The sequence below is a fragment of the Pedobacter gandavensis genome (assembly GCF_032678745.1).
GTDB lineage: Bacteria > Bacteroidota > Bacteroidia > Sphingobacteriales > Sphingobacteriaceae > Pedobacter > Pedobacter gandavensis_C.
Genome location: NZ_JAVTST010000008.1, coordinates 192,625 through 216,248, shown reverse-complemented (window position 1 = coordinate 216,248; position 23,624 = coordinate 192,625). Strand labels below are relative to the sequence as shown.

The 23,624-nt window shown below is 40.7% G+C and carries 18 protein-coding genes and 1 tRNA gene; 6 read left to right on the top strand and 13 right to left on the bottom strand.

From position 1 onward, the window contains the following. The first annotated feature begins 34 nt into the window (after positions 1 to 34). Together serC and R2S10_RS21260 are read left to right on the top strand one after the other, a co-directional pair. Positions 35 to 1,138: a 3-phosphoserine/phosphohydroxythreonine transaminase gene (gene serC / locus R2S10_RS21265; protein ID WP_316842453.1), complete on the top strand. Its 1,104-nt coding sequence runs from the start codon at positions 35 to 37 to the stop codon at positions 1,136 to 1,138. Beyond that, entirely contained in the window at positions 1,135 to 1,995 is an 861-nt protein-coding gene (locus R2S10_RS21260; RefSeq protein ID WP_316842430.1) for an RNA polymerase sigma factor RpoD/SigA, read from the top strand. Before serC ends, R2S10_RS21260 begins: the two co-directional genes overlap by 4 nt. Before the next feature lie 163 nt (positions 1,996 to 2,158). On the opposite strand, the gene R2S10_RS21255 is transcribed toward R2S10_RS21260, so the two are convergent. The 5 genes from R2S10_RS21255 to R2S10_RS21235 all read right to left on the bottom strand — a co-directional run bounded on the left by R2S10_RS21255 (position 2,159) and on the right by R2S10_RS21235 (position 5,570). Next, positions 2,159 to 2,232, bottom strand: a tRNA-Arg gene (locus R2S10_RS21255). An 89-nt stretch (positions 2,233 to 2,321) separates the two neighbouring features. After that, positions 2,322 to 3,170, bottom strand: a complete 849-nt coding sequence (locus R2S10_RS21250; RefSeq protein WP_316842429.1) for a DUF1080 domain-containing protein — start codon at positions 3,168 to 3,170, stop codon at positions 2,322 to 2,324. A gap of 106 nt (positions 3,171 to 3,276) precedes the next feature. After that, the gene (locus tag R2S10_RS21245; protein WP_316842428.1) at positions 3,277 to 3,471 is read right to left on the bottom strand and encodes a hypothetical protein; all 195 of its coding nucleotides are present in this window, start codon (positions 3,469 to 3,471) and stop codon (positions 3,277 to 3,279) included. A 58-nt stretch (positions 3,472 to 3,529) separates the two neighbouring features. Then, a complete protein-coding gene (locus R2S10_RS21240) occupies positions 3,530 to 4,873 on the bottom strand; it encodes a HAMP domain-containing sensor histidine kinase (RefSeq protein ID WP_316842427.1) in 1,344 nt (447 codons plus the stop codon). Between the two features lie 13 nt (positions 4,874 to 4,886). Continuing rightward, positions 4,887 to 5,570: a response regulator transcription factor gene (locus R2S10_RS21235; RefSeq protein ID WP_316842426.1), complete on the bottom strand. Its 684-nt coding sequence runs from the start codon at positions 5,568 to 5,570 to the stop codon at positions 4,887 to 4,889. A 357-nt stretch (positions 5,571 to 5,927) separates the two neighbouring features. On the opposite strand from R2S10_RS21235, the gene R2S10_RS21230 reads away from it, so the two are divergent. The 3 genes from R2S10_RS21230 to R2S10_RS21220 are packed head-to-tail and all read left to right on the top strand — an operon-like array spanning position 5,928 to position 11,596. Next, positions 5,928 to 7,277, top strand: a complete 1,350-nt coding sequence (locus R2S10_RS21230) for a TolC family protein (RefSeq protein ID WP_316842425.1) — start codon at positions 5,928 to 5,930, stop codon at positions 7,275 to 7,277. An 8-nt stretch (positions 7,278 to 7,285) separates the two neighbouring features. After that, positions 7,286 to 8,401, top strand: a complete 1,116-nt coding sequence (locus R2S10_RS21225) for an efflux RND transporter periplasmic adaptor subunit (protein ID WP_316842424.1) — start codon at positions 7,286 to 7,288, stop codon at positions 8,399 to 8,401. 15 nt (positions 8,402 to 8,416) lie between these two features. Further along, positions 8,417 to 11,596, top strand: a complete 3,180-nt coding sequence (locus tag R2S10_RS21220) for a multidrug efflux RND transporter permease subunit (RefSeq protein WP_316842423.1) — start codon at positions 8,417 to 8,419, stop codon at positions 11,594 to 11,596. A gap of 145 nt (positions 11,597 to 11,741) precedes the next feature. On the opposite strand, the gene R2S10_RS21215 is transcribed toward R2S10_RS21220, so the two are convergent. The 5 genes from R2S10_RS21215 to cmk all read right to left on the bottom strand — a co-directional run bounded on the left by R2S10_RS21215 (position 11,742) and on the right by cmk (position 19,059). Continuing rightward, a complete protein-coding gene (locus tag R2S10_RS21215) occupies positions 11,742 to 13,148 on the bottom strand; it encodes an efflux transporter outer membrane subunit (RefSeq protein WP_316842422.1) in 1,407 nt (468 codons plus the stop codon). Between the two features lie 21 nt (positions 13,149 to 13,169). Next, positions 13,170 to 16,346, bottom strand: coding sequence for an efflux RND transporter permease subunit (locus R2S10_RS21210; RefSeq protein ID WP_316842421.1), 3,177 nt, complete (start codon positions 16,344 to 16,346; stop codon positions 13,170 to 13,172). A gap of 9 nt (positions 16,347 to 16,355) precedes the next feature. Further along, the gene (locus tag R2S10_RS21205; protein ID WP_316842420.1) at positions 16,356 to 17,522 is read right to left on the bottom strand and encodes an efflux RND transporter periplasmic adaptor subunit; all 1,167 of its coding nucleotides are present in this window, start codon (positions 17,520 to 17,522) and stop codon (positions 16,356 to 16,358) included. Positions 17,523 to 17,576: 54 nt separating this feature from the next. After that, on the bottom strand, positions 17,577 to 18,164 hold the full coding sequence (locus R2S10_RS21200) for a TetR/AcrR family transcriptional regulator (RefSeq protein ID WP_316842419.1): 588 nt from the start codon (positions 18,162 to 18,164) through the stop codon (positions 17,577 to 17,579). Between the two features lie 214 nt (positions 18,165 to 18,378). Further along, positions 18,379 to 19,059 carry a (d)CMP kinase gene (gene cmk, locus R2S10_RS21195; protein ID WP_316842418.1) on the bottom strand — a complete coding sequence of 227 codons (681 nt, stop codon included), beginning with the start codon at positions 19,057 to 19,059 and terminating at the stop codon, positions 18,379 to 18,381. 81 nt (positions 19,060 to 19,140) lie between these two features. Here cmk and arfB point away from each other — a divergent pair, with 81 nt between their 5' ends. Continuing rightward, positions 19,141 to 19,551, top strand: coding sequence for an alternative ribosome rescue aminoacyl-tRNA hydrolase ArfB (gene arfB / locus R2S10_RS21190; protein ID WP_316842417.1), 411 nt, complete (start codon positions 19,141 to 19,143; stop codon positions 19,549 to 19,551). 14 nt (positions 19,552 to 19,565) lie between these two features. On the opposite strand, the gene R2S10_RS21185 is transcribed toward arfB, so the two are convergent. The 3 genes from R2S10_RS21185 to lon all read right to left on the bottom strand — a co-directional run bounded on the left by R2S10_RS21185 (position 19,566) and on the right by lon (position 23,611). After that, entirely contained in the window at positions 19,566 to 20,528 is a 963-nt protein-coding gene (locus R2S10_RS21185) for a lipid A deacylase LpxR family protein (RefSeq protein WP_316842416.1), read from the bottom strand. Between the two features lie 62 nt (positions 20,529 to 20,590). Further along, a complete protein-coding gene (locus R2S10_RS21180) occupies positions 20,591 to 21,100 on the bottom strand; it encodes a hypothetical protein (protein WP_316842415.1) in 510 nt (169 codons plus the stop codon). 39 nt (positions 21,101 to 21,139) lie between these two features. Then, complete coding sequence (gene lon, locus R2S10_RS21175; protein WP_316842414.1) at positions 21,140 to 23,611, bottom strand: endopeptidase La; 2,472 nt, start codon at positions 23,609 to 23,611, stop codon at positions 21,140 to 21,142. Positions 23,612 to 23,624: the final 13 nt, after the last annotated feature.

Below are 23,624 nucleotides of genomic sequence, written 5' to 3'. Positions count from 1 at the left end.
CTTTGGAGCTATCAACCATAACCTATAAACAATGATCAAACATAATTTCGGTGCCGGACCATGTATTTTACCAGCGGTAGTTTTAGATCAGGCAGCAGATGCTGTCAGGAACTTTAATGGCATTGGCCTCAGTGTTTTGGAGATTTCTCACCGAACGCCAGAGTTCGAAGCGGTCATCAATGAAACACAGGATTTGGTGAGAGAATTACTTGGCGTTTCTGCAGATTATAGCGTCTTGTTTTTGCAAGGTGGTGCCAGCACTCAATTTTCTATGCTGGCCATGAATTTTCTGCAACAGGGTAAAAAAGCAGCTTATCTGGACACAGGCTTCTTTTCTTTGAAAGCCATCAAAGAAGCCTTGTTTTATGGAGAGGTGGAAATCGTTGCCTCTTCAAAAGATAAAAACTATTATTATGTTCCTAAAGCATATCAAATTCCAGCCGATGCTGCGTATTTTCATTATTGCTCAAATAATACGATTGAAGGAACGGAAATGTTTAGCGTTCCAAATACCAATGTTCCGGTGATCTGCGATATGTCTTCGGATATTTTTAGCAGAAAGATTGAGGTAGGAGATTTCGACCTGATCTATGCAGGAGCACAAAAAAATATGGGACCTGCAGGAATGACACTGGTAGTGATTAAAAATAGCTTGCTGGAAAAGATCGAAACTGATATGGCTTCTATGTCCGATTATCGGATCTTCAGAGATAACAACTCTATGTTCAATACCCCTCCGGTATTTTCAATTTATGTAGCCATGTTGAATTTAAGGTGGCTAAAAGAAAAGGGAGGTGTTCCACAGCAGGAAATTGAAAATATTGCCAAAGCGGAATTGTTATATAACGAGATAGATAGAAACTCCTTGTTCTATGGACTGGCAGATCCTGCCGACAGGTCCAGAATGAATGTGACTTTTAAGGCGAAAGATCTTGACTTGGAAAGCAAATTTTTAGATTTCGCAACCGCACAAGGCATGGTGGGTATTAAAGGATACCCTTCTGCAGGTGGTTTCAGGGTTTCCCTATACAATGCATTACCATTATCAAGTGTAGAAGCATTGGTGAAATGTATGCAGGATTTTGAAGTAGAGCATTTAAACAAAAAAGTATCATTTGAAAATAAAGCGACGGTATGAGACAATTGAAAATTGCACCATCTATTACCAATCGGGACTCCGAATCTATTGATAAGTATCTAACAGATATTGGAAGAATCGACCTGGTGAATGTGGAGGAAGAGTTGAATCTGGCCAGAAGAATAAAAAAAGGCGATAAAGCAGCACTGGATAAACTAGTGAAAACCAATTTACGCTTTGTCGTTTCTGTGGCCAAAAAATATCAAAACAGAGGTTTACAATTAGCAGACCTGATCAGTGAAGGCAACTTGGGTTTGATTAAAGCTGCGGAACGGTTTGACGATACCAAAGGTTTCAAGTTTATCTCTTTCGCTGTTTGGTGGATTCGTCAGAGCATCATGCAGGCATTGGCTGATCAAAAGAGAATGATCCGCCTTCCTGGAAATCAGGTGCTAGGCATCATCAAAATCAACAAAGCATCAGATTTATTAGAGCAGAAGTTAGAACGTTTGCCTACCTATGAGGAGATTTCTCAGGAAACTGAACTTTCTGCAGATAAGGTTTCTGACTATTTATCAAGCGCACCTCTGTCTTTTTCATTAGACATGACCACCAATGAAGAAAGTGGTTTTAGTTTACTGGATAGTCTGGTCAATACCAATGTGCCGAATACAGATGCACAAATGATGACAGAATCGCTGAGCGAGGATTTGCAGCGTACTTTAGGGGTACTTCCGGAAAGAGAAAAATGGATTATCACGCTTTTCTTTGGACTGGATAACCATACTGCCTTAACATTGGATGATATGGTAGAAGTCTTTAACCTGAGTAAGGAGCGCATCAGACAGCTAAAAGATAGGGCACTGAAAACACTAAGACAAAACTGCAGAACCCCATACCTGGCAGAATATTTTTAAAAAGAATAAATAAAATGACCACCCTGGAAAAGCATTAAATTTCCGGGGCTTTTTTTATAGGAAGCAATAAATGCTGAAAAAGAAAGCGCTTGCTAAAATCCTTTAAACAAAAAAAGACGAAGTCTGGAGCAACTTCGCCTTAATTTAAGAGATAAATCCCTTGTACACCCAATAGGATTCGAACCTATGACCTACGGTTTAGAAAACCGTTGCTCTATCCAGCTGAGCTATGGATGCATGTCCCAATTTTTGGTGGGGCAAATGTATAAGTAAAACAGGATACCTGCAATAGTTTGTGAAAAGAAATAATTAAAGAAAAACCAGGCCTATTTGGCTTTGGTTTTTTCTTTTAAATTCGATAAGTCTTTCAGTTCCACTTTTCGGAAGTCAATCGGCTGTCCTTCACTTTGTAAGGCAATAAAACCGCTACTTAGCAATTTGCCGTCAATCTTGATTTTAGGATCATAACCATTAGCGGTACCACCACCAATTTGTGGCTTCGAGTATTGTAATACCGTATCCCCATTGATGATATGCGTGATTAGCGAGTCACCTAAAACGACTAATTCCGCACGAACCCATTGGTCGCCATGATAAGTTTTTGAAGTTGAATTGAGACAATGGGAAGCGGCAATTTTTCCTTTGTAAACTACATTTGTCCCCGGAGAACACATGTTTCCTGTAGGTCTTGGTTTGCCATCTCCCAGGCCTCCTAAAAACTGCATCTCTACAGAAATCGGCCAATCCTGTTCCTTAGGCATCGTTCTTGGATCCTGAGAATGGAACATCACTCCGCTATTTCTTAACGTATAATCGGGTGCGCCTTTCTGTAAATCACCTACAAAGCGATATTCTACCACCAAATGGTAATAGGAGTAAGGCACCTTATAATACAAATGACCAAACTGGTCGTTAAAGTCGCCATACTGGTCGTATCTTACTTTTACCATGCCATCTTCCACGCGGAAAGTATTGCCATAATTCTCGCCAACCTCATGATGAGCAATCTTTACAAACCAATCATTGATATCTTTTTGATTAAACAAGGAGATAAAGCCATCTTTATTTGCCGCCTTGCCGGCAGGTCCTTGCGGTGCTGAAGCTGGTTTCTTTAATGAACTACAGCCAAAAAAAAGGGCAGCGCAAGCGAGGGGAACAAGGAATAATTTCTTCATAATTTGGTTCAGATTTGTTTGTGGTTGAAGCCAAAGTACAAAAAAAAGAGGATATCCATATCTGAATATCCCCTTAGGCTATAGTTCTTAACGAGGTGGTTAAGACTTATTTTTGTTTTGCTACAGGTTTAACAGCTGCTTTTGTAACAGGAGCTGCTGCAGTTTTAGTAACTTCAGCTTTGTGAGCTACTGCTTTTGCATGGTGTTTATGAGCTACAGGTTTTGCAGTTGCAGCAGGAGTTTGTGCGAATGCGCCGAAAGTTGTTGCAACTAATGCAAGCGCTAAAATTGTTCTTTTCATGTTTTTAATTGTTTTATGTGATTTGTTAGATCAAAGTTGCTCATCAAACATGAAGATTTTATGAAGATTGAATAGGTTGGATTATTTTCTTTGGAAATATAATCGTTACCCTTGTTCCTTTACCAATTCCCGAATCGATATCCAGGTCAATCTGATGGAAAGCGGCAATACTTTTCACAATTGATAGCCCTAAACCATAGCTGTCTTCTTTTTCCGACTGGAACTTTTCAAAGCGTTGAAAAGCATGGGAAACCTGGTTTATTTCCATTCCTTGGCCGGTATCGGCGATAACCACGGCATAACTATCGTTAATAATCGTATCATAAATCTGAACGCTTCCAGATGGAATATTGTATTTAATCGCATTGTTTACAATGTTCATTAGTAAAGTATGAAACAAAGAACGGTTTCCTTTGAAAACATAGGACTCCGTTAAATTGATGGTAAAACTTAGGTTCATCATCTCCAGCCGATGTTCCAGTTCTTCATAAACTTCATGAATCATTTCCTTCAGCACAATCGTATCCGGTTTTTTGTATTGGTTGTTTTCTACTTTGGAAATGAGCAACAGGCTATTGATGATGGACTTGAGACGATTGAGTGTTTTTAAACAAGCAAATATCTTATTCTCCCCTTCAATACTTAACTTTTCATCGTTCAGCAGGTTTTCCAGTCTGGTGTTTAAAATAGAGATCGGGGTGAGGAGTTCATGAGAAACATTGGCAATGAATTCTTTTTCGCTCAGGAAAAGATCAGTGATTTTATTCATTAACGTGCTGATGCTTTGGTCTAGTATCCGGAAATCTTCTGTGGTCGTTTTTACAGGCTCATAATTGAAACTAATCGGATCGTTTACCTTGTTGAGCTTCTGGTCAATGATCTGATAAAAAGGGGCCAGTAAGAATTTACTAAAGGCGAGGTCAGTTACAAGGGTCAGGACTACAGCTGCGAGTAGGATTACAAAGGTGAATACGGAAATCGTATGTTCCAGCTGCCCAACCGTGGACATGGTTTCTCCAAGTTCCAAAAGGTATCTTTTTCCCTGGTATTCAAACTCAGCGGTTAGGATCTGGTATTCCTCCTGATTCCCCTCAATTTCCCGTGTTTCCTGAGAAAAATGCTGTTTTAATTTCTCCTGATGGTTGTTCTTGACTTCCTTTAGAATGATGTATTCTTCTTTCAGTAAGTTGTAATCGGTAAATGTTTTTTGTTGTGTCAACAGATCATTGATCGCGGCACCGGACAGGTGAGTCACCAGCTTGTTCTTTTTCTGAATCAGACGCTGGTGCATGTGGTTCACCGAAATCCTGTTGATTGATACCAGGATTAAAATGCCCATTAGGGTGATGATTGCCGCCTTCGTGAGCGTATTATATAAAGCAAGTTTGAGTTGCAGCTTCATCTTTCCCAGAGTTTTATGATGTCGAATTGATTCGGTAACCAATGCTCCTTACCGTTTCAAACCAATCGATATGGGCGTGTACCGAAAGCTTTTTCCTTAAATTTTTCACATGAACATCCACAAAGTTAGAGTCGGAATTGATTTCCAGGATATCACCCCATACATGCTCCGTCAGGTTGATCCTCGAAATCACTCTGTTTTTATTCAAAACCAGGTAATTAAAGATCTCAAATTCTTTTCCTGTCAGATTAATCTTTTGCCCCTCGAAACTGAGCTTATGATTCTTGATATCCAGGATAAAGTGATGGATGTTGACCTCATTCATTTCCAGCTTATGCTTTCTTCTAATGATGGCATGCATCCTGGCCAGGAGTTCCGTGAGGGAAAATGGCTTAGGTAGATAGTCATCTGCTCCGGATTCCAAGCCCTTAATCCGGTCTTCCACATCGCCTCTTGCGGTCAGGATAATCAGGGCATCCTCGCGGTCTTTTAATTGTTTAAACTGATGGAGTAATTCAAAACCATCGCCATCAGGAAGCCCAAGATCCAGTAAAATAAAGTCGTAAGTGTTCACAAATATTTTTTCCGCTGCGGAAGATTTCTTCCAGGCATGTTCTATGGTATACCCTTCTTTCCCCAGAAATGTTGCCATTTCCAAAGCCAGATTTTTTTCATCTTCCACAATCAGAATATTCATACAGCCAATATTACATAAAAAAATAATGATTATCAGGGCTTTGATTTTCTGAGAAAAACAGCACAATCTTAGTTCCAAAAGGCCTGATTATAATTTTTATTATCCTGAAACAATATTGATATATAGGTTGTTGTCAAATCATAACCAGAAAAGCGTTAGTAAGAAAAACTAGCGTTTTATGATATAATACGACAACAATACCCATTAAGAATCTCCCTTCATCTGGTTAATTAATAATATCAAATGAACAATGAGTATCGGTAAGAGGAAAGTGTGAACGAGGTGATCTGGTATTCATTTTTATAGAAAGGAATAACAAACTATGATGATTTTATAAATACTTCATTTTCCTACCTTATGAAACTACAAAAACCGATCTTAACGTTCTTCCTGATCCTACCGGTTACCTGGTGTTCGGTTGCTTTTGGACAAACGGAACAGCAGACTAAAGAATTGAAAAATGCCACACTACAGGAGGTGATCAACTATGCCCTGGTCAATAAGCCCGGAGTGCAGCAATCGTTGATCGATGAAGAGATTGGAGAGCGGGATATCAAATCTGCGCTTTCAGGTTGGTTTCCTCAAATCAATGGTACTGCGAATTATAACCATAACCTTAAGCAGCAGGTGAGTGTACTGACCACTGGTGGACAGAGTCAGACATTGATATTGGGTACTAAAAATACTTCTGCGTTTACGATACAAGCGGATCAGAAATTTCTGGATGCTGGATTAATACAAGCCTCCAAAGCTTCGAAGTATTACAGACAGCAGTATCAGCAAAATACAGAGAATACGAAAATCAATACCGTAGTAAGTGTCAGTAAAGCTTATTTCGATGTACTGACAAGTAATGAGCAGTTAAAGATCATTAATGAAAACATTGCAAGGCTGGAGAAGCAGCTGAAAGATGCAAAGGCACAATATGAAAATGGTTTGGTCGACAAAACCGATTATCAGCGGGCACAAATTAGTTTGAGTAATTCCAGGGCAGATAAAAAGAGGTCAGAGGAATTGATCAAATATAAATATGCTTACCTGAAAGAACTGATTGGCTATGCCGGGGAAAAGGATTTTAGTCTGAACTTTAATGCGGTAAAGATGGAAAATGAAATTCTTATTGATACCAATCAAAGGGAAACTTATGAAAACAGGATAGAATACCGGTTGCTTCAAACACAAAAGCAGCTGCAGCACCTCAATACCAATTATAATAAATGGTCTTTCTTGCCCAATATCTCTGGTTTTATCAACTACAACTGGAATTACCTCAATAACAATTTTGGGGATCTTTATAACAAAAATTACCCGAGTTCCTTATTTGGCTTAAAATTGAATCTGCCTATTTTTCAGGGAACCAAAAGAATTCAGGAGCTAAAAAAATCACAATTGCAGGAGCAAAGGATAGACCTCGATCTGGTCAATGCCAAGAATCAGATTAAGACGCAATATGAGGCAGCTATGGCGACCTATAAAGCCAATCTGAACGATTGGAAAACAGCAGGAGCCAATGTTGCGATTTCCCAACAGGTGTATCAAACCATCAAATTACAATATGATGAGGGTATAAAAACTTACCTGGATCTGATGACCTCAGAAACAGACCTGCGCACCGCTCAGCTCAACTATTTAAATTCTCTGTACAGCCTTCTTTCTTCCAGAATAGATGTACAACAAGCATTAGGCACAATTACCGTAAACCAATAAGTACTCAAATGAAGACGATTAATCACGTAAAACTAGGCATTGTTATTTTGGGCTCCATTTCTTTAGCGTCATGCGGTAATGGAAATAAAGCTGCACAGCAGCAAGCAGGCCCGCCTCCCGCAACTCCAGTATCGGTTTATAAGGTAGCTGCCCAGCCAGTCACCACGGTGGATACCTATCCCGGCGTAGTTGTCGCGCTGGATGAAGTGGAAATCAGGGCGCAGGTTGGTGGATTTATTACGGCCATCTATGTACGTGACGGACAAAAAGTAACGAAAGGGCAAAAGCTCTACGAAATAGACCGCACAAAATATCTGGCGACTTATAATTCGGCAAAAGCTAATGTAGCAGTTGCTCAGGCCAATCGGGACAAGGCTAAGAAGGATGCAGAACGTTATAAGAACCTTGCTGCCCAGGATGCGATTGCAAAGCAACGCGTTGACTATGCCTTAACAGATCTGGCAAATGCAGAATCTCAGGTAGCTGCCGCAAGGGCAACACTTTCTGCGGCAAACAACGATCTTCAAAATGCCATCATTGTTTCTCCTTTAACCGGAACTATAGGTATTTCGCAAGTGAAACCAGGCGCCTTAGTAGCGCCCTCAACTACAATTCTAAATACCGTTTCTACTGGAAACCCGATTGCAGTAGACATCACCGTAAATCAAGGTGATATTCCGCATTTCCTGAAAATGAAGAACAATCCACAAATCCTGAAAGACTCTGTTTTTACAGTACAATTGCAAGATGGAAGTTTATATAAACGTCAAGGTAAAATCATTACGATAGACCGTGCTGTAGATCCCGCAACCGGGACTATAAAAGTACGGATTGGTTATCCCAATAATGCCGGAAAACTAATCGCCGGGATGACGGTAAATATGAGAGTGCTCAACAAATCCACAGATAATGAATTGGTGATCCCTTATAAAGCAGTTACTGAGCAGTTAGGTGCATTTAATGTATATGTAGTGGCTGATAGTAATAAGGTAGAACAACGGATTGTTCAACTGGGTAAACAATTTGACAAGAGTGTGGTGGTAAAAGAAGGCCTGAAGGCAGGAGAAATGGTTGTCTCCGAAGGGGCGCAAAATTTAAGGCCTGGTGCTGTGGTAAAATTTTAAAAGAATCTCAAGCTTATGATCTCAGAAGTATTTATCAGGCGCCCGGTCACGGCCATCGTAATTTCCATATTAATTGTACTGATTGGAACAATTGTTATCACAACTTTACCCATCAGTCAGTACCCAAGTATTGCACCTCCAACAGTTACCGTTTCAGGAACCTATACCGGAGCTGATGCGCAAACTGTGGAACAAACAGTGACCACTCCCATAGAAAGCCAAATTAATGGCACACCCGGAATGAAGTATTTGTCTTCTAACAGTACTTCCGATGGACGTTCTTCTATCACAGTAACCTTTGATGTAGGAACAAATATTGATATCGCTGCACTGGATGTACAGAATAGGGTCGGAATCGCCGAACCTTCCTTGCCGGAGGCAGTTAACCGTCTAGGAGTAACTACCAAGAAAGCGAATAATGATATTTTAATGGTGGTAGGTTTATATTCTCCCAATGGGACTTATGATGATAAATTTATATCCAATTATGTCAATCTATACGTAAAAGATGCCTTATTGCGCGTTCAGGGAGTAGGAGATGTTCAGGCTTTTGGTCAGCCATTTAGTATGCGGATTTGGTTGGATGCCAATAAACTCGCCAATTATGGCCTTACCCCGGCAAATGTTTCGGCTGCCGTACAGGAACAAAATACCCGTGTCCCGGGAGGTAGTGTTGGGGCACCTCCACAACCAGATCATCAGACTTTTGAATTTTCTGTGATCCTGGATGGTGATCTGAATACGGTAGATCAGTTCAAGAATATTGTCATTAAAACAGGAGCCGACGGTTCTGTCGTTTATCTAAAAGACGTTGCCAGGATAGAACTTGGTGCTTTTAGTTATTCCATTAACTCTAAGGTGAATGGAAAAGTGGCCTCGATGATGATGATCAATCAGACACCTGGAGGGAATGCGGTACAGGCTGCTGATGGTATTTATGCAGCATTGGAGCAATTGAAGAAATCATTCCCCAAAGACCTGGATTATACCGTTCCTTATGAAACGGTAACCGTAGTAAAGGTTTCTATTAATGAAGTGGTACATACGCTGATCGAAGCATTGGTACTGGTAACAATAGTAGTGTTTATCTTCCTGCAAAGCTGGAGGGCGACCCTAATTCCGGTACTGGCTATCCCCGTGTCTATTATCGGTACTTTTATCTTTTTCACTTTCTTTGGTTTCTCTATCAATACCCTGACCATGTTTGGTTTTGTACTCGCCATTGGTATTGTGGTAGATGATGCTATTGTGGTGGTGGAAGCGGTCCAGCATTATATGGATCATGATGGTTTATCAGCACCTGAGGCTACGAGAAGAGCAATGAGCGACATTACCGCTCCCGTAATTGCGATTGCGCTGATCCTGGCTGCAGTATTTATTCCGGTGGGATTCATACCCGGAATGGTTGGTAAATTGTATCAGCAATTTGCCATTACCATCGCCGTTTCCGTATTGATCTCCGCCTTTGTTGCACTTACACTAACGCCTGCATTGTGTTCTATCTTGTTGAAACCAATGAATTTAACGGAGGACTCTAAAGGACTAAATAAGTTGTTCTTTAAGTTTAACCAATGGTTTGCCAGAGTGAGTCATAATTACTCTATGGGGGTTAAAAAAGCCTTAAAGGCAATTCCTTTGGTGATGATTATTCTGGTTTGTATTTACATTGGAACAGGCACTTTATTTATGAAAAAGCCTACCGGCTTTATTCCTAATGAAGATGCCGGGATCTTTTTAGTTGGTGCAACTTTACCTGAAGGCGCTTCAGCGGCACGTACTGATGCTTTTATTAAAAGAATCACGGATAGCATCCGTAATAATAATCCGGAAGTAGATAACATTACTTCTATTAGTGGGATCAATATCCTCAACAGATCCTTTAAGTCTAATGCAGGAACCTTCTTCGTACAGCTTAAAAACTGGGATGTCCGCGAAAAAGACGTGAACACGATTATGGCTGGCTTAACGAAGTCATTTACCGGAGATAAGGATGGAAGTATTCTGGTGGTATCACCACCGGCAATTCCAGGTCTGGGGATTAGTGGTGGTTTTACCCTTCAAATTCAGGAGAAGCAAAGTGGCGACATTAAAGAGTTTGAAGCCAATGTAGGTAAATTCCTTGCCGCAGCTAATCAACGTCCGGAAATCGGAATGGCCTATACTTTGTTCAATTCAAAAACACCGAATTATAAAGTTCAGGTAGATCGGGATCAGGCGAAAAGGATGGGGGTTTCTGTCGGTGCAATTTATAGTACCATCTCCACCTATCTTGGTAGTAGTTATATCAATGATTTTACCAAATATGGAAGAAACTTTAGGGTGGTGAGTCAGGCAGATACCAATTACCGGACAAATATCGAAAACCTGAAACAGCTTCGGGTGATGAATGCTAAGGGGGTGTCAGTTCCACTCAGTACTCTGGTTTCCTATAAAGTGATCGAGAATCCTTCTATCATCAATCACTATAACCTTTTCCGTTCTGTAGAGATTGGAGGAGCCGCTAAGGCAGGTAGTAGTTCTGGGGATGCCTTAAAGGCTTTGCAAGAAGTGGCGGCTCAGACTTTACCGGCTACCTATGCTTATGATTTCTCCGGACTAAGTCTGGAAGAAACTGAAGCAGGGAATAGTACAACGCTGATCTTTACGCTGATCATTGTCTTTGTGTTTTTATTACTTGCCGCTTTATATGAAAGCTGGTCGGTACCCTTCTCGATTTTGTTATCAGTACCATTGGGTTTATTTGGTGCCATCCTGGCATTGACTTTCCTCCCTAAGCTCGATAATAATATTTATGCACAAGTGGGATTGATTACCCTCATCGGTTTATCTGCAAAGAATGCAATTCTGATTGTAGAATTTGCTAAGGAAAGGGTCGATTGGGGAATGGAACTGATCGCCGCAACAATTGAAGCGGTTAGGTTGAGGCTCAGACCAATTATTATGACCTCACTAGCATTCATTCTGGGGGTAATTCCTTTGATGATTTCTACAGGTGCAGGTGCCGTTTCCCGTCAAACCATAGGCTGGACAGTTGCTGCAGGAATGCTATCAGCAACGATATTTGCACTCTTTATTGTACCAGTACTTTTTGTATTGATCACCAGACTGGCTTATGGCAAGAAAAAACTTGCAGAGTTGCAGGCTTCCTATAACCCGGAAGCACATAAAAACACCCTGCATGCCGAGGATGATTAAAGAAAGCCTCTTTAATGATCCGGTTTTAAACGCTAATTTAAATTCCCCTAATATTGAAAATGCCCCCAAAAAGTTAGACACTTTATGGGGGCATTTTTTTGTATTTAAATCAAGAGCTGATTATAAATCAGGAGAGTGTAGGGGATTATTTCCAACCACCACCTAATGCTCTGTATAGGTTTACCACAGATTGTAGTTTTTGCAACCTGTCATTCACACCACTCAATTGCGCAGCAAGTAAGCTTTGCTCAGAAGTCAATACATCTGTATAGTTGGTAGCAGAACTGTATCTCAATAATTCCTGTGTATAATCTACTGATTTTTGTAATGCAGCAATCTGTTTTGCACGTGCGTCTTCTTTTTCAACAGCAGTCTGATAAGTATATAATGCATCAGATACTTCCTTTCCTGCTACCAGTAGTGTTTTCTGGAAGCTATTTACTGCTTGCTCCTGAACGGATTTTGCAGTGATTAATCTCGCTTTGTTCAAACCTTTATTGAAAATTGGCTGTGTTAATCCACCCAAAAGGTTGTAGAAAATAGACTTGTCAAAGAAGTTTTTAAGATCCAGACTAGATAATCCAGCTGTTGCCGTAATGGTAAAAGATGGATAGAAATAGGTGCGTGCTAAATTCGTATTCTCGAATGCAGCTCTGAAAGCAAGTTCCGCACTTTGTACATCCGGTCTGTTTTCCAGCAATTGCGTAGGAACACCAATTTTTAAGTCGCTGCTAGGATTCTGTTGAAGCAATTTACCACGACCAATTGGCCCTGGCGCTCTAGCTAACAGAATATTTAACGCATTCTCTGTTTCTCTGATGGTTCTTTTTAAATCCGGAATAGTCACTTCTGTAGCGTATCTACTGGCCTCACTCTGTACAACTGCTGCACCGTTAACTACTGCACCTTCTTTTAAAGCTTTCATGGTTTCTACACCAGTAATCCTGCTTTTTAAAGTCTGTTGCGTAATCTCCAGCTGGCTATCTAAAGCCAGTAATGTATAATAGTTGTTGGCGATATCCGCAATCAGCTGAGTTTGTATCGCTCTCTTTGCAGCATCTGTTTGGAAGTAAGTCGCTAAGGCAGCTCTTTTGGCACTGCTTAGTTTACCCCAGATATCAGCTTCCCAACTGGTGCTGAATTGCGCCTTGAAAGAGTTGGTCAGCGTATTGATATTGATCCCCGGAGGAAAGTTTAATCCAGCTTGCGACTGTTTATTTCTGGCAGCATTCACATCAGCGGTTAGCGTAGGGAAAAAGGCAGCCTTACTTTGTTGTAAGGTTGCTTTCGACTGCACAATATTCTGAACGGCATTCTTCAAGTCCAGATTTTGATCCAGGCCTTCCTGGATCAATCCCGACAATTGAGGATCTGCAAAGACACTTTGCCATGGCGTATTGGCCATGGAAAGCGTATCTGTTGACGTTTGCTCACGAAACAATCCCATGGTTTTTACCTGTGGACTTTCGTAAGGTTTAGTCACCCTGCAGGAGGCAAAAACGGTAGCCGCTAGTGCAAGGGTGAACATCTGTTTTTTATAGGATAATGTCATTGTTTCTTCTTAATAAATGAATTAATGCTGCGGCGCTTTTTTAGCCTTAGTCGGATCAATAGCGTCTTCGTCATCATCGTCGTAAGTCTTTAAATGTAAAGGACCACTGATTTTTTCCTGTAACGTCTGGAAAATAATGAACAACACAGGGATCACAAATACCCCTAAGATTGTTCCGATAAGCATACCACCCACAGCACCTGTACCAATAGACTTGTTACCCACTGCACCGGCACCGGTAGAGAACATCAATGGAACCAATCCAAAGATGAAGGCAAATGAAGTCATTAAGATCGGTCTGAAACGTGCTACAGCACCTTGAATGGCCGACTGTACAATGTCCAGTCCCTGGCGTCTTCTTTCCAGAGCAAACTCCACAATCAAAATACCATTCTTGGCCAATAAACCAATAAGCATGATGAGGGAGATCTGAAGGTAAATGTTACTGTTTAATCCAAAGATGATCGAGAACAGATAAGCACCTGCCAAACCGAATGGAATAGATAGAATAACCGCAAATGGAAGAATATAACTTTCATATTGCGCACTCAACAGGAAGTAAACGAAGATCAGACATAGGATAAAGATAAATACCGTCTGACTTCCAGAAGCCAACTCTTCACGGGTAAGGCCAGAGAAATCATAACCATAACCTGCCGGTAATGATTCTTCAGCAACTTCCTGAATCGCTTTAATCGCATCCCCAGAACTGTAACCCATGTTCGGTGCACCTGTCACAGCAATCGAGCTGAAAAGGTTGAACCTCGAAATCGACTCCGGACCATATACTCTGGTCATGTTGATGAATTCCGTGATTGGCGCCATTTCTCCTTTGCTATTTCTAACAAATACTTTATTTAATCCTTCTGGATTTTTACGGTAATTGGCATCTGCCTGAATCATGACACGGTACTGCTTACCAAACTGGTTAAAGTTTGAAGCATAAAGACCTCCATAATAACCTTGTAAGGTATTCAGTACAGAATTTACTGTAATCCCAGCTTCCTTACATTTTTCCAGATTTACATCCAGCATATATTGTGGGAAATTCGGGTTAAAGGAAGTGGTCGCATATTGGATTTCCGGACGTTTAGACAGGTTGGCAAGGAAATCAGAGTTTACCTTGAACAATTCCTGAACGGTATGTCCACCTTTATCCTGTACCTGGAATTCAAATCCACCACTCTGGCCAAATCCTTGAATAGTAGGAGGGGAGATGAAGAAGATACTTGCATCTCTGATGCCTGCTGTTTTAGCGAAAAGTTCGCCTATAATTTCCTGAATCCCACGGTCGCGATCGCTCCATGTTTTTAGTTTCAGAATTACCATACTGTAAGCACTACCCTGACCAGCAGTAAAGTTTTGCCCTACAATACGCAAGGTGTTTTTTACTTCCGGGATGGTGTGTGCCAGACTATCTACTTGCTTCGCGATGATCGTTGAGCGCTCCATAGAAGCCGATGGCGGTAAGCTGATGTTGGCAAAAATAGTTCCCTGATCTTCCGAAGGAACAAAAGATGATGGCGTGGTTTTCATCATATAGAACAATGCACCACTAAACAACACAATAGAACCTAGTACAATCCATTTCTTAATAGAAAGGAACTGGATAGATTTCTTGTATTTGCTGGTTACATTGTCAAATGATACGTTGAAAGCCGTATAGAAACGTTGCATGAAGCTTTGATGCTTATGGTCGTCTGCATGTGGTTTCAGTAATAAAGCACACAATGCCGGACTTAAGGTCAATGCGTTTACTGCGGATAAGATAATCGCTACTGCAAGGGTAATACCGAATTGCTTGTAGAATACTCCTGTAGAACCTGTAATAAAGGTTACCGGAATAAATACGGCGGCCATAACCAGTGTAATCGAGATGATGGCTCCTGAGATTTCACTCATGGCATCAATGGTCGCTTTTCTGGCAGATTTATAACCATGATCTAATTTCGCATGGACGGCCTCCACTACCACAATCGCATCATCCACCACAATACCAATGGCGAGGACGAGTGCAAACAGGGTTAGTAAGTTGATTGTAAAACCAAATAAGTTTAAAAAGAAGAAGGTACCCACAATCGCTACCGGTACTGCTATCGCAGGAATTAAGGTGGAGCGGAAATCCTGTAGGAAAATAAAAACAACGATAAATACCAGGATAAAGGCTTCAATAAGGGTATGTACTACCTTCTCAATTGAAGCATCAAGGTTTTCATTTACATCAACAAGGTACACGTAACCTACACCTTTAGGGAAGTCTTTAGAAGCCTGTTCGATGATCTTTTTCGATTCAATGATTACGTCTCTTGCATTGGATCCAGGAGTCTGGCTAATCGCCATACCTACCGATGGTCTGCTGTTGGTGGTAATGTTTGAGCTATAACTTAAAGAACCCAGTTCTACTCTAGCCACATCTTTTAGTCGCAACAACTGGCCATTACCTGCTGATTTAACCACGATGTTTTCAAACTCAGTCGCTTTAGTTAACCTTCCTTTGTATTTGATTACATATTGGAAAGCTTCGTCACCATTCTCTCCAAATTTACCCGGTGCTGCTTCAATATTCTGCTCAGCCAATGCTGCAGAGATATCTGAAGGAATGAGGCTATACTGTGCCATCATATCTGGTTTTAACCAAATACGCATCGAGTAATCTTTAGATCCGAAAATCGTCGCATTACCAACACCAGTAACCCTTTGAATGGCGGGAACTAAGTTGATCTTTGCATAATTCTGTAAGAAAGTCTGGTCGTATGCCGGATTCTCACTGTAAAGTGAGAAAATCAACAAATTACTACTCTGACTCTTAGTTACAGTAACCCCTGCCTGTGTTACCTCTTGAGGCAATAAGCTGGTCGCCCTGGAAACCCTGTTCTGCACGTTTACGGCAGCTAAATCGGGATCAGTTCCTACTTTAAAGAAAATGTTAATACTTGCCGAACCATCATTGGTTGCTGTAGAGGTCATGTAAGTCATGTTCTCTACCCCGTTGATTTGCTCCTCAAGTGGTATGATTACGCTTTTAAGTACCACATCGGCATTTGCACCCGTATATGAAGCAGAAACCTGCACAGTAGGAGGGGCAATGTCAGGGTATTGTGAAATGGGCAGCGCGAGTAGCCCTAGTAGTCCCAGGATTACAATGATCACAGAGATCACTGTAGAAAGCACCGGGCGCTGTATGAATATCTTAAACATATATGGATCTTATTTTAAATCTGCGTAAACAACTGCATCGCTTACCGGGGATACTTTAATCTGAGTGTCGTCTTTTAAAGTGGCAACACCTTCTAATACAATTCTATCACCTGCTTTCAGGCCTTCTTCTACCACAAAGTAAGTACCTGCAGTATTTTTCATTACGGTGATGGCAGTGCTTTTCGTTTTACCATCCTTATCTACTACAACTGCAAAACGTTTGTCCTGTAATTCGAAAGTTGCACTCTGAGGAACCAGAATCGCATCTTTAATCGCATCAGGAATCCTTACTGTAGCACTGCTACCGCTGCGGATCATACCTTTAGGATTAGGGAAACTTGCACGTACATTTGCTGAACCTGTAGTGGTGTTAATTTGTCCAGTGATGGTTTGAATACGTCCTTTTTGGTCGTACAAAGTACCATCAGATAAGATCAGGGAAACTTCAGGAAGTTTAGCCAGCTTTTGAGCAAGCGTCATACCACTGCCGTCTTTAAAGAAGTGAAGCAATATTTTTTCATTAAATGCAAAATAAGCATATACGTTTCCTGTGCTGGATACCGTAGTCAATGGCTCTGCATTGTTACCACTCACTAAACTTCCTAAACGGAAAGGAATGGCACCCACAACGCCGTCAACCGGACTGGTTACTGTGGTATAACCTAAATTGGTTCTTGCATTAGATAAAGCTGCTTTTGCCTGTGCCAATGCAGCTAATTTTGCCTGGTAAGTATATTGTGCAGATTCTAACTCGTATTTACTGACGATGTCTTTTTCTACTAATGGTTTTACTTTGTTTACCGCCATATTTGCAGCACTCACTTCAGCTTCTGCACTTTTAATGCTTGCTGTAGCTGTGCGAACTTCCTGCTCATATTGTGGGGCATTGATTTTGAACAATGGCTGGCCTTTTCTAACGACAGAACCTTCATCTACATAAATCTTTTCCACATACCCATCTACTCTTGGTCTGATTTCTATATTTTGTTGTCCCTGAATACTTGCCGGGTAATCTGTGTTTAATGTTGCACTACGTGGCTGCAACTCTAATACTTTGTATTCTTTGACCTGTGCAGGTCCAGCGCCAGGGCCGCCTTGCTTTGATCCGCTATTTCCGCATGAACTGATAATCATTAATGCCGGAAGCAATAATAGTGATTGAATTGTGTATCTCATTTTTGTGGGTATTGTTCGTGTTTTGATTTTATAGGAAATAATATATATAGATTTTTAAGGGAAAATGGTTTCGTAGATCAGTTGCTTACGTTCTTCCATCAAAGTCGCGTACTCTTCATCATTCATGCCAAATAATGCCTTATGTAAGGGCGCGGTAAGGAAAGGATGTGCCATTAAAGAAAAAATATTCAGGATGAATTGCTTCGGATCCATTTTTTTAATGAGGCCTTTATCCATTTCTACCTGGATCTCTTCCATGAAGATTTTTACCGTTTTAGCCCTAGATTTCTTTTCATTTAAGATCACATTCCTATTCATTTCTGTGATGATGAAAAGCTGACGATAGGGGTAAAGTGCCGTTTCATCAATAAAGACTGAAATCAGGTTTCTGATTTTTTCTTTAAAGGGCATATTGGATTCAAAAACTTCATCCAGTGTGTTGATAAAGCCTCCTTGTGCTTCAGTGAATACCTGATCAAACAAGATATCTCGGGAGCGGAAGTAATAGTTTACGAGTGTACGGTTTACTCCGGCTGCATCCGCTATTTCTTGCGTGGTGGCATGTAATTTACCTTCTGCAAAGAATAGGTGTTTCGCCGTATCTTTTATGAGTTGTTCCGTACCAGTGTCGCGAGTTGACATATACTTTTAAGTTTAACAATTTTGTTAAACAAAAGTATTAATCTTGCTTTTGAGATAAAACACGGAATTGTAATGTTTAAGTTAAGAAAAGCTTTGTAACTGATTATTGACAAAAAAAAGGGCTCTAGGCCCTTTGTATAATTGATAATTACCGAATTTAGGATACAATAATTTTATTATTGTAGTCATTTTTACTGATGACTGATATTTAATATTATTCCGGGAAATGAAGTTTTACCTGTTCCAATGCAAATTCTAATTGCTGCTGCTCGGTGATTTCAGTGTTGTCTAAGATCACAGCATCATCTGCGCGGGTCAATGGACTTTCTACACGGGTAGTATCTGCGTAGTCTCTGTGTGCAAGATTTTCAAACACGTCTTCCAAACTGGTCGTCGTATCACCTTTGCTTTGCATTTCTTTGAAACGACGCTCTGCCCTGATCTTTGGATCCGCAGTCATGAAAAACTTAATCTGTGCATCCGGAAATACAGTAGTACCAATGTCACGACCATCCATTACAATGTTTTTGGACTTGCCCATGCGCTGCTGCTGCTTCACCATATCTTTGCGCACAAACTTGTTCGCCGAAACTTCACTTACCGCTTCAGAAACGGGCATCTGTCTGATTTCTTCCGACACTTCCTCACCATTTAAAGTGATGTGCGACTGGTAATCTCTTGAATGAAAGTTCAGTTCTATATGTTGTAAGGCATCTTTTACCGCTTCAGGATCATTAATATCTACATGATTACGGATAAAATATAGCGTTACCGCCCGATACATCGCCCCACTATCAATATAAATGAAACCTAGCTTCTTTGCCAGGGCTTTCGCCAAGGTACTTTTTCCACATGATGAGTAGCCATCAATAGCTACAACCAGATTTTTCCTCATATAGCGCAAAGTTAGTATTTTAGAGAATTGTTAGTCCAATTTTTTTTAAATGGCCGCTTTTCTTTAGCTACTTTTACGGCTATGTTACCTAATAAAGAAGATATCCTTAAAGTAGTCACCTTTAAAACCTCAAGAAGTGGGGGTAAAGGGGGCCAGAATGTAAACAAGGTTTCGAGTAAAGTAGAGCTGATCCTTCATATCGAATCCGCAGGTTTTTTTACGGAAGAAGAGAAAGCACTTTTAATGGAAAGATTAGCTCATAGGCTCGATCAGGAAGGAAACCTTCACATCGTTTCCCAGGAAGATAGAAGCCAGCTCATGAACAAAGAGCGAACGATCTTAAAATTAATCAGCCTCCTGAAATCGGCCCTTCACATTCAAAAGACAAGAAAGCCAACTAAGACACCAAAATCGGTGATCAGGAAAAGGCTACAGGACAAACAGAGCGTTTCCACAAAGAAAACCTTGAGGAAACGTCCTGCCCTGGACTAAATGAATAATCTGTATTAATTGAAACGGTAAAACATGCTGATACTACCATATTGGTGCGCTCTGGCAACACTTTTTACCTCCTTAGTCTTAAAGATCATCCCAAAATCAAAGGTGAACCGCTGACTACTATAATTGAATCCCAACTGCTGTGCAAAAACAACAGGTTTTACACCGAATGTAACCGGGCTGTTGTTGTTAAACATGCTCCCTTGTATGGTGGCATCATAAGCCACAAAATTTAACTGTGGTTTTGCATAAAAGAACAACTCACTTTTTACCAAATTCTTTGTTTTCGCTTGATTTCCAATCACCGAATTGGTATAAGCGGTATTGAAGAGCTGGTTAATTCTACCTGCTCTGAATAAAATACCTGCTCCAGCCCCACTAAAGGTCGTTCCAACATTGGCATATCCTTCAAAAGAGAAATCAGCAGCCTGATCTTTAAAGCGGTGTAATAATCGGGTGTATTGTGCAGATAGGTTGACCTGCATCTCTTCTTTAATCTGATAGTCCCAGCCTTGCAGCTCGTAGAAACCAACGGTATTGTGCAACAACTCCTGACCTTTTTCGGCAAGAGATGCCGGACCCGTAACCCCAACTTGCAGACTTGTTTTTATAATGCTTTCATTTTTATAAAACCAATTCAACCCACCCTCCGCATATAAATATCCTGCAAATGGACGGTCTTGTTTCGCAGGATCTGCTGCCGCTCCAGAATAAGGATTGTACATCTTCTGACCTACCGAAATTTCATAAGTTTTCTTTTCCAGCTTTTCCGAAAGCCCGCTTTGATTTAAAGCATGGCGGAAATTAATGAATAAGCCATTGGTGTAGTAGCGATCAGAACCCTGTAGCAGATAGGAGTCATTATCGCTCTTAAAGCCAAACTCATTTTTGAAATCCTGTGCCGAAACCGGATTCGATGCCAATATATATATCAGAGATAAAGGGAGCAGTACTTTGCTAATTGATTTCATTTTTATTTTTCTAAAAAAAAACTCCGGCAGATTTGCCGGAGTTGAATATCGTATTTTTTATGCTAAAAAGTATAACCAAGACTTAGACCACCATAATAAGGAAGGAAGAAATCTCTGCTGAAGACCGGACTTAAACCAATCCTGAAAGCGAAACCACTATCCTCTGGTTGTACCCGGTAGAAAAAACTCATAGTACCAATTACATTGCTTTCATTCTTATTGAAAAGGACTTCCGCATCTCCACTGGTAGAGATATATGTAGCACCCAAGCCAAGTTCAAAGTATTTCCCCTCTTTTCCTAACAGGTAGTTCAAAGATAAGGGAACTGTTGTTACCTTATCGCCATCTATGGAGAAGTAACCAATACCTGCTCTACCACCTAAACCATCTCTCTTATTGAAGAACCTGGAATCGTAATTCGCTGTAAAGGTTAAACCCTGACCACCCAGTTCAATAAATATATTTTGTGCCCTGGAGGTAGCAGGCGCTGTAGTACTACTGGTTTGTGCGAAAAGCTTAGTTGCGCTGGTTAAAGCTAAAACTAAGGTAAATGCTAGTGTTAATTTTTTCATTATGGTGTGTTTGGTGGCGCAATATTAAGCAAAAACAACCTAGTTTGCAATTGGCTTAATTTTTACACTTAAATCTTGCGCATCCTTTACCTTTTCTTTCATTAACGCCAGTTCAATTACTTCCTTCATCTCCGATACATAATGAAAATTCAGGTCTTTAATATAGCTTTCCTTGATTTCCAGGATGTCTTTTCTATTCGATTTACATAGAATGATATCTTTGATATTGGCACGTTTTGCTGCAAGGATTTTCTCCTTAATCCCACCTACAGGCAGTACTTTTCCACGTAAGGTGATCTCACCTGTCATAGCCAGATTAGATTTAACTTTACGCTGCGTAAATGCAGAGGTTAAGGCGGTCAACATGGTAATACCAGCAGATGGACCATCTTTTGGTGTTGCACCAGCAGGTACGTGTACATGGATATCCCATTGATCGAACAAGGCATAGTCAATTCCAAAAATAGCCGCATGAGAGCGTAAGTAAGCTAATGCAATCACTGCTGATTCTTTCATCACCTCACCCAGGTTACCGGTTAAGGTTAATTTTCCTTTACCCGGGCTTAAACTGGCCTCAATAAATAAAATATCTCCACCAACCTGTGTCCATGCTAAACCAGTCACCACTCCGGCAACTTCATTGCCTTCGTAAAGATCCTTATCGTAGATAGGGGCACCTAAAATGCGCTCCACATCTTCTAAAGTCAGATTTGGCTCGTAAGTTTCTTCCATTGCGATTTTAGTCGCCACACCACGTACCAATGAACCTATCTTTTTCTCCAGACCACGAACACCAGACTCTCTCGTATAATCTTCAATTACTTTTTCAATCAGACTATTCTTAAGAACGATGTCTTTTGATTTGATACCATGTTGCTCTTTTTGCTTAGGCAACAAGTATTTTTTCGCAATCTCAATCTTCTCCTCAATCGTATAACCATTCACTTCAATGATTTCCATACGATCCAGCAAAGCTGGTTGAATACTGCTCAATGAATTCGCAGTAGCAATAAATAACACATTGGAAAGGTCATAATCCGCCTCTACATAATGGTCATTGAAAGCACTGTTTTGCTCAGGATCCAATACCTCCAGTAATGCAGAAGAAGGGTCGCCTCTAAAATCAGCACCTACTTTATCAATTTCATCCAGTACAAATACAGGGTTTGCAGCTCCGGCTTTCTTAATCGATTGGATAATTCGGCCTGGCATTGCACCAATATAGGTCTTTCTATGGCCACGGATCTCGGCCTCATCTCTGATGCCGCCCAATGCCATACGTACGTATTTACGGTTCAATGCTTTCGCAATTGATTTTCCTAATGAGGTTTTACCTACTCCCGGAGGGCCTACCAAACAAATGATAGGGGCTTTCATGTCGCGTTTTAGTTTCAAGACAGCCAGGTACTCTATAATACGTTGTTTTACTTTTTCTAAACCAAAGTGATCTTTATCCAGTACGCGTTGCGCGCGTTTCAGGTCAAAATTGTCTTTGGTGAAATCATTCCATGGAAGGTCTAATAACAATTCCAGGTAATTGATTTGTATAGAATAATCAGGTGCTGCGGGATTCATTCTTCCCAGTTTATCCAGCTCCTTATTAAAATGTTCTTTAATCGGTTGTGCCCATTTCTTCTTCTTTGCACGTACCTGCAAAGCCTCGTATTCAAGGTCTGAAGAAGATCCACCCAGTTCTTCCTGAATGGTCTTTAATTGTTGATTCAGAAAATAATCCCTTTGCTGTTTGTCCAGGTCGGTGCGTACCTTAGATTGAATCTGGTTTTTCAACTCCAACATCTGAAGTTCCAGAGTCAATAGTTCCATCACCATCATCGCACGCTCACGCAGGTTGCCCATTTCCAGCATCTTTTGCTTATCAGAAACATCTGCATTCATGTTTGAAGAGATGAAATTGATGAGGAAAGAAGTGCTTTCTATGTTTTTTAATGCAATACCGGCTTCACTTGGAATGTTTGGCGACAATTGAATGATCTGCGAAGACATCTCCTTAATAGAGGCCACCATCGCTTTAAATTCTTTATCATTCTTGTGCTTGGACTCCTCAAACTTGCTGATGGTTACTTTAATGTAAGGCTCCGATTGAACTTCTTCAATTAGGCGGAAACGTTGTTTACCCTGAATAATCACGGTAGTATTTCCATCCGGCATTTGCAGCATCTTGATGATCTGTGCCACCGTTCCTACACTGTTCAGTTGCTCAAAAGTAGGATCCTCTATAGAAACATCCCGCTGGGAAACTACTCCGATAATTCGGTCACCTTTATAAGCTTCTTTAATTAGCTTAATAGATTTATCCCTGCCAACAGTAATTGGAATGACAACTCCTGGAAAAAGCACCGTATTCCTCAATGGAAGTATGGCCAGTATCTCAGGGGTTTCTTCATTGTTCATCTCATCTTCGTCTTGTTGTGACATCAGCGGGAAAAACTCTGTATCTTCATTTATAATGGGTAGTGCGTTGCTAAAATCAAAATGATCTTGTTTACTCATTTATTAAGTCTTT

What these genes read in the sequence shown, in the direction of transcription:
- R2S10_RS21260 (WP_316842430.1), top strand. Translation starts at nt 1,135, where the DNA reads ATGAGACAATTGAAAATTGCACCATCTATTACCAATCGGGACTCCGAA.
- R2S10_RS21250 (WP_316842429.1), bottom strand. Translation starts at nt 3,170, where the DNA reads ATGAAGAAATTATTCCTTGTTCCCCTCGCTTGCGCTGCCCTTTTTTTT.
- R2S10_RS21245 (WP_316842428.1), bottom strand. Translation starts at nt 3,471, where the DNA reads ATGAAAAGAACAATTTTAGCGCTTGCATTAGTTGCAACAACTTTCGGC.
- R2S10_RS21240 (WP_316842427.1), bottom strand. Translation starts at nt 4,873, where the DNA reads ATGAAGCTGCAACTCAAACTTGCTTTATATAATACGCTCACGAAGGCG.
- R2S10_RS21235 (WP_316842426.1), bottom strand. Translation starts at nt 5,570, where the DNA reads ATGAATATTCTGATTGTGGAAGATGAAAAAAATCTGGCTTTGGAAATG.
- R2S10_RS21230 (WP_316842425.1), top strand. Translation starts at nt 5,928, where the DNA reads ATGAAACTACAAAAACCGATCTTAACGTTCTTCCTGATCCTACCGGTT.
- R2S10_RS21225 (WP_316842424.1), top strand. Translation starts at nt 7,286, where the DNA reads ATGAAGACGATTAATCACGTAAAACTAGGCATTGTTATTTTGGGCTCC.
- R2S10_RS21220 (WP_316842423.1), top strand. Translation starts at nt 8,417, where the DNA reads ATGATCTCAGAAGTATTTATCAGGCGCCCGGTCACGGCCATCGTAATT.
- R2S10_RS21215 (WP_316842422.1), bottom strand. Translation starts at nt 13,148, where the DNA reads ATGACATTATCCTATAAAAAACAGATGTTCACCCTTGCACTAGCGGCT.
- R2S10_RS21210 (WP_316842421.1), bottom strand. Translation starts at nt 16,346, where the DNA reads ATGTTTAAGATATTCATACAGCGCCCGGTGCTTTCTACAGTGATCTCT.
- R2S10_RS21205 (WP_316842420.1), bottom strand. Translation starts at nt 17,522, where the DNA reads ATGAGATACACAATTCAATCACTATTATTGCTTCCGGCATTAATGATT.
- R2S10_RS21200 (WP_316842419.1), bottom strand. Translation starts at nt 18,164, where the DNA reads ATGTCAACTCGCGACACTGGTACGGAACAACTCATAAAAGATACGGCG.
- cmk (WP_316842418.1), bottom strand. Translation starts at nt 19,059, where the DNA reads ATGAGGAAAAATCTGGTTGTAGCTATTGATGGCTACTCATCATGTGGA.
- arfB (WP_316842417.1), top strand. Translation starts at nt 19,141, where the DNA reads ATGTTACCTAATAAAGAAGATATCCTTAAAGTAGTCACCTTTAAAACC.
- R2S10_RS21185 (WP_316842416.1), bottom strand. Translation starts at nt 20,528, where the DNA reads ATGAAATCAATTAGCAAAGTACTGCTCCCTTTATCTCTGATATATATA.
- R2S10_RS21180 (WP_316842415.1), bottom strand. Translation starts at nt 21,100, where the DNA reads ATGAAAAAATTAACACTAGCATTTACCTTAGTTTTAGCTTTAACCAGC.
- lon (WP_316842414.1), bottom strand. Translation starts at nt 23,611, where the DNA reads ATGAGTAAACAAGATCATTTTGATTTTAGCAACGCACTACCCATTATA.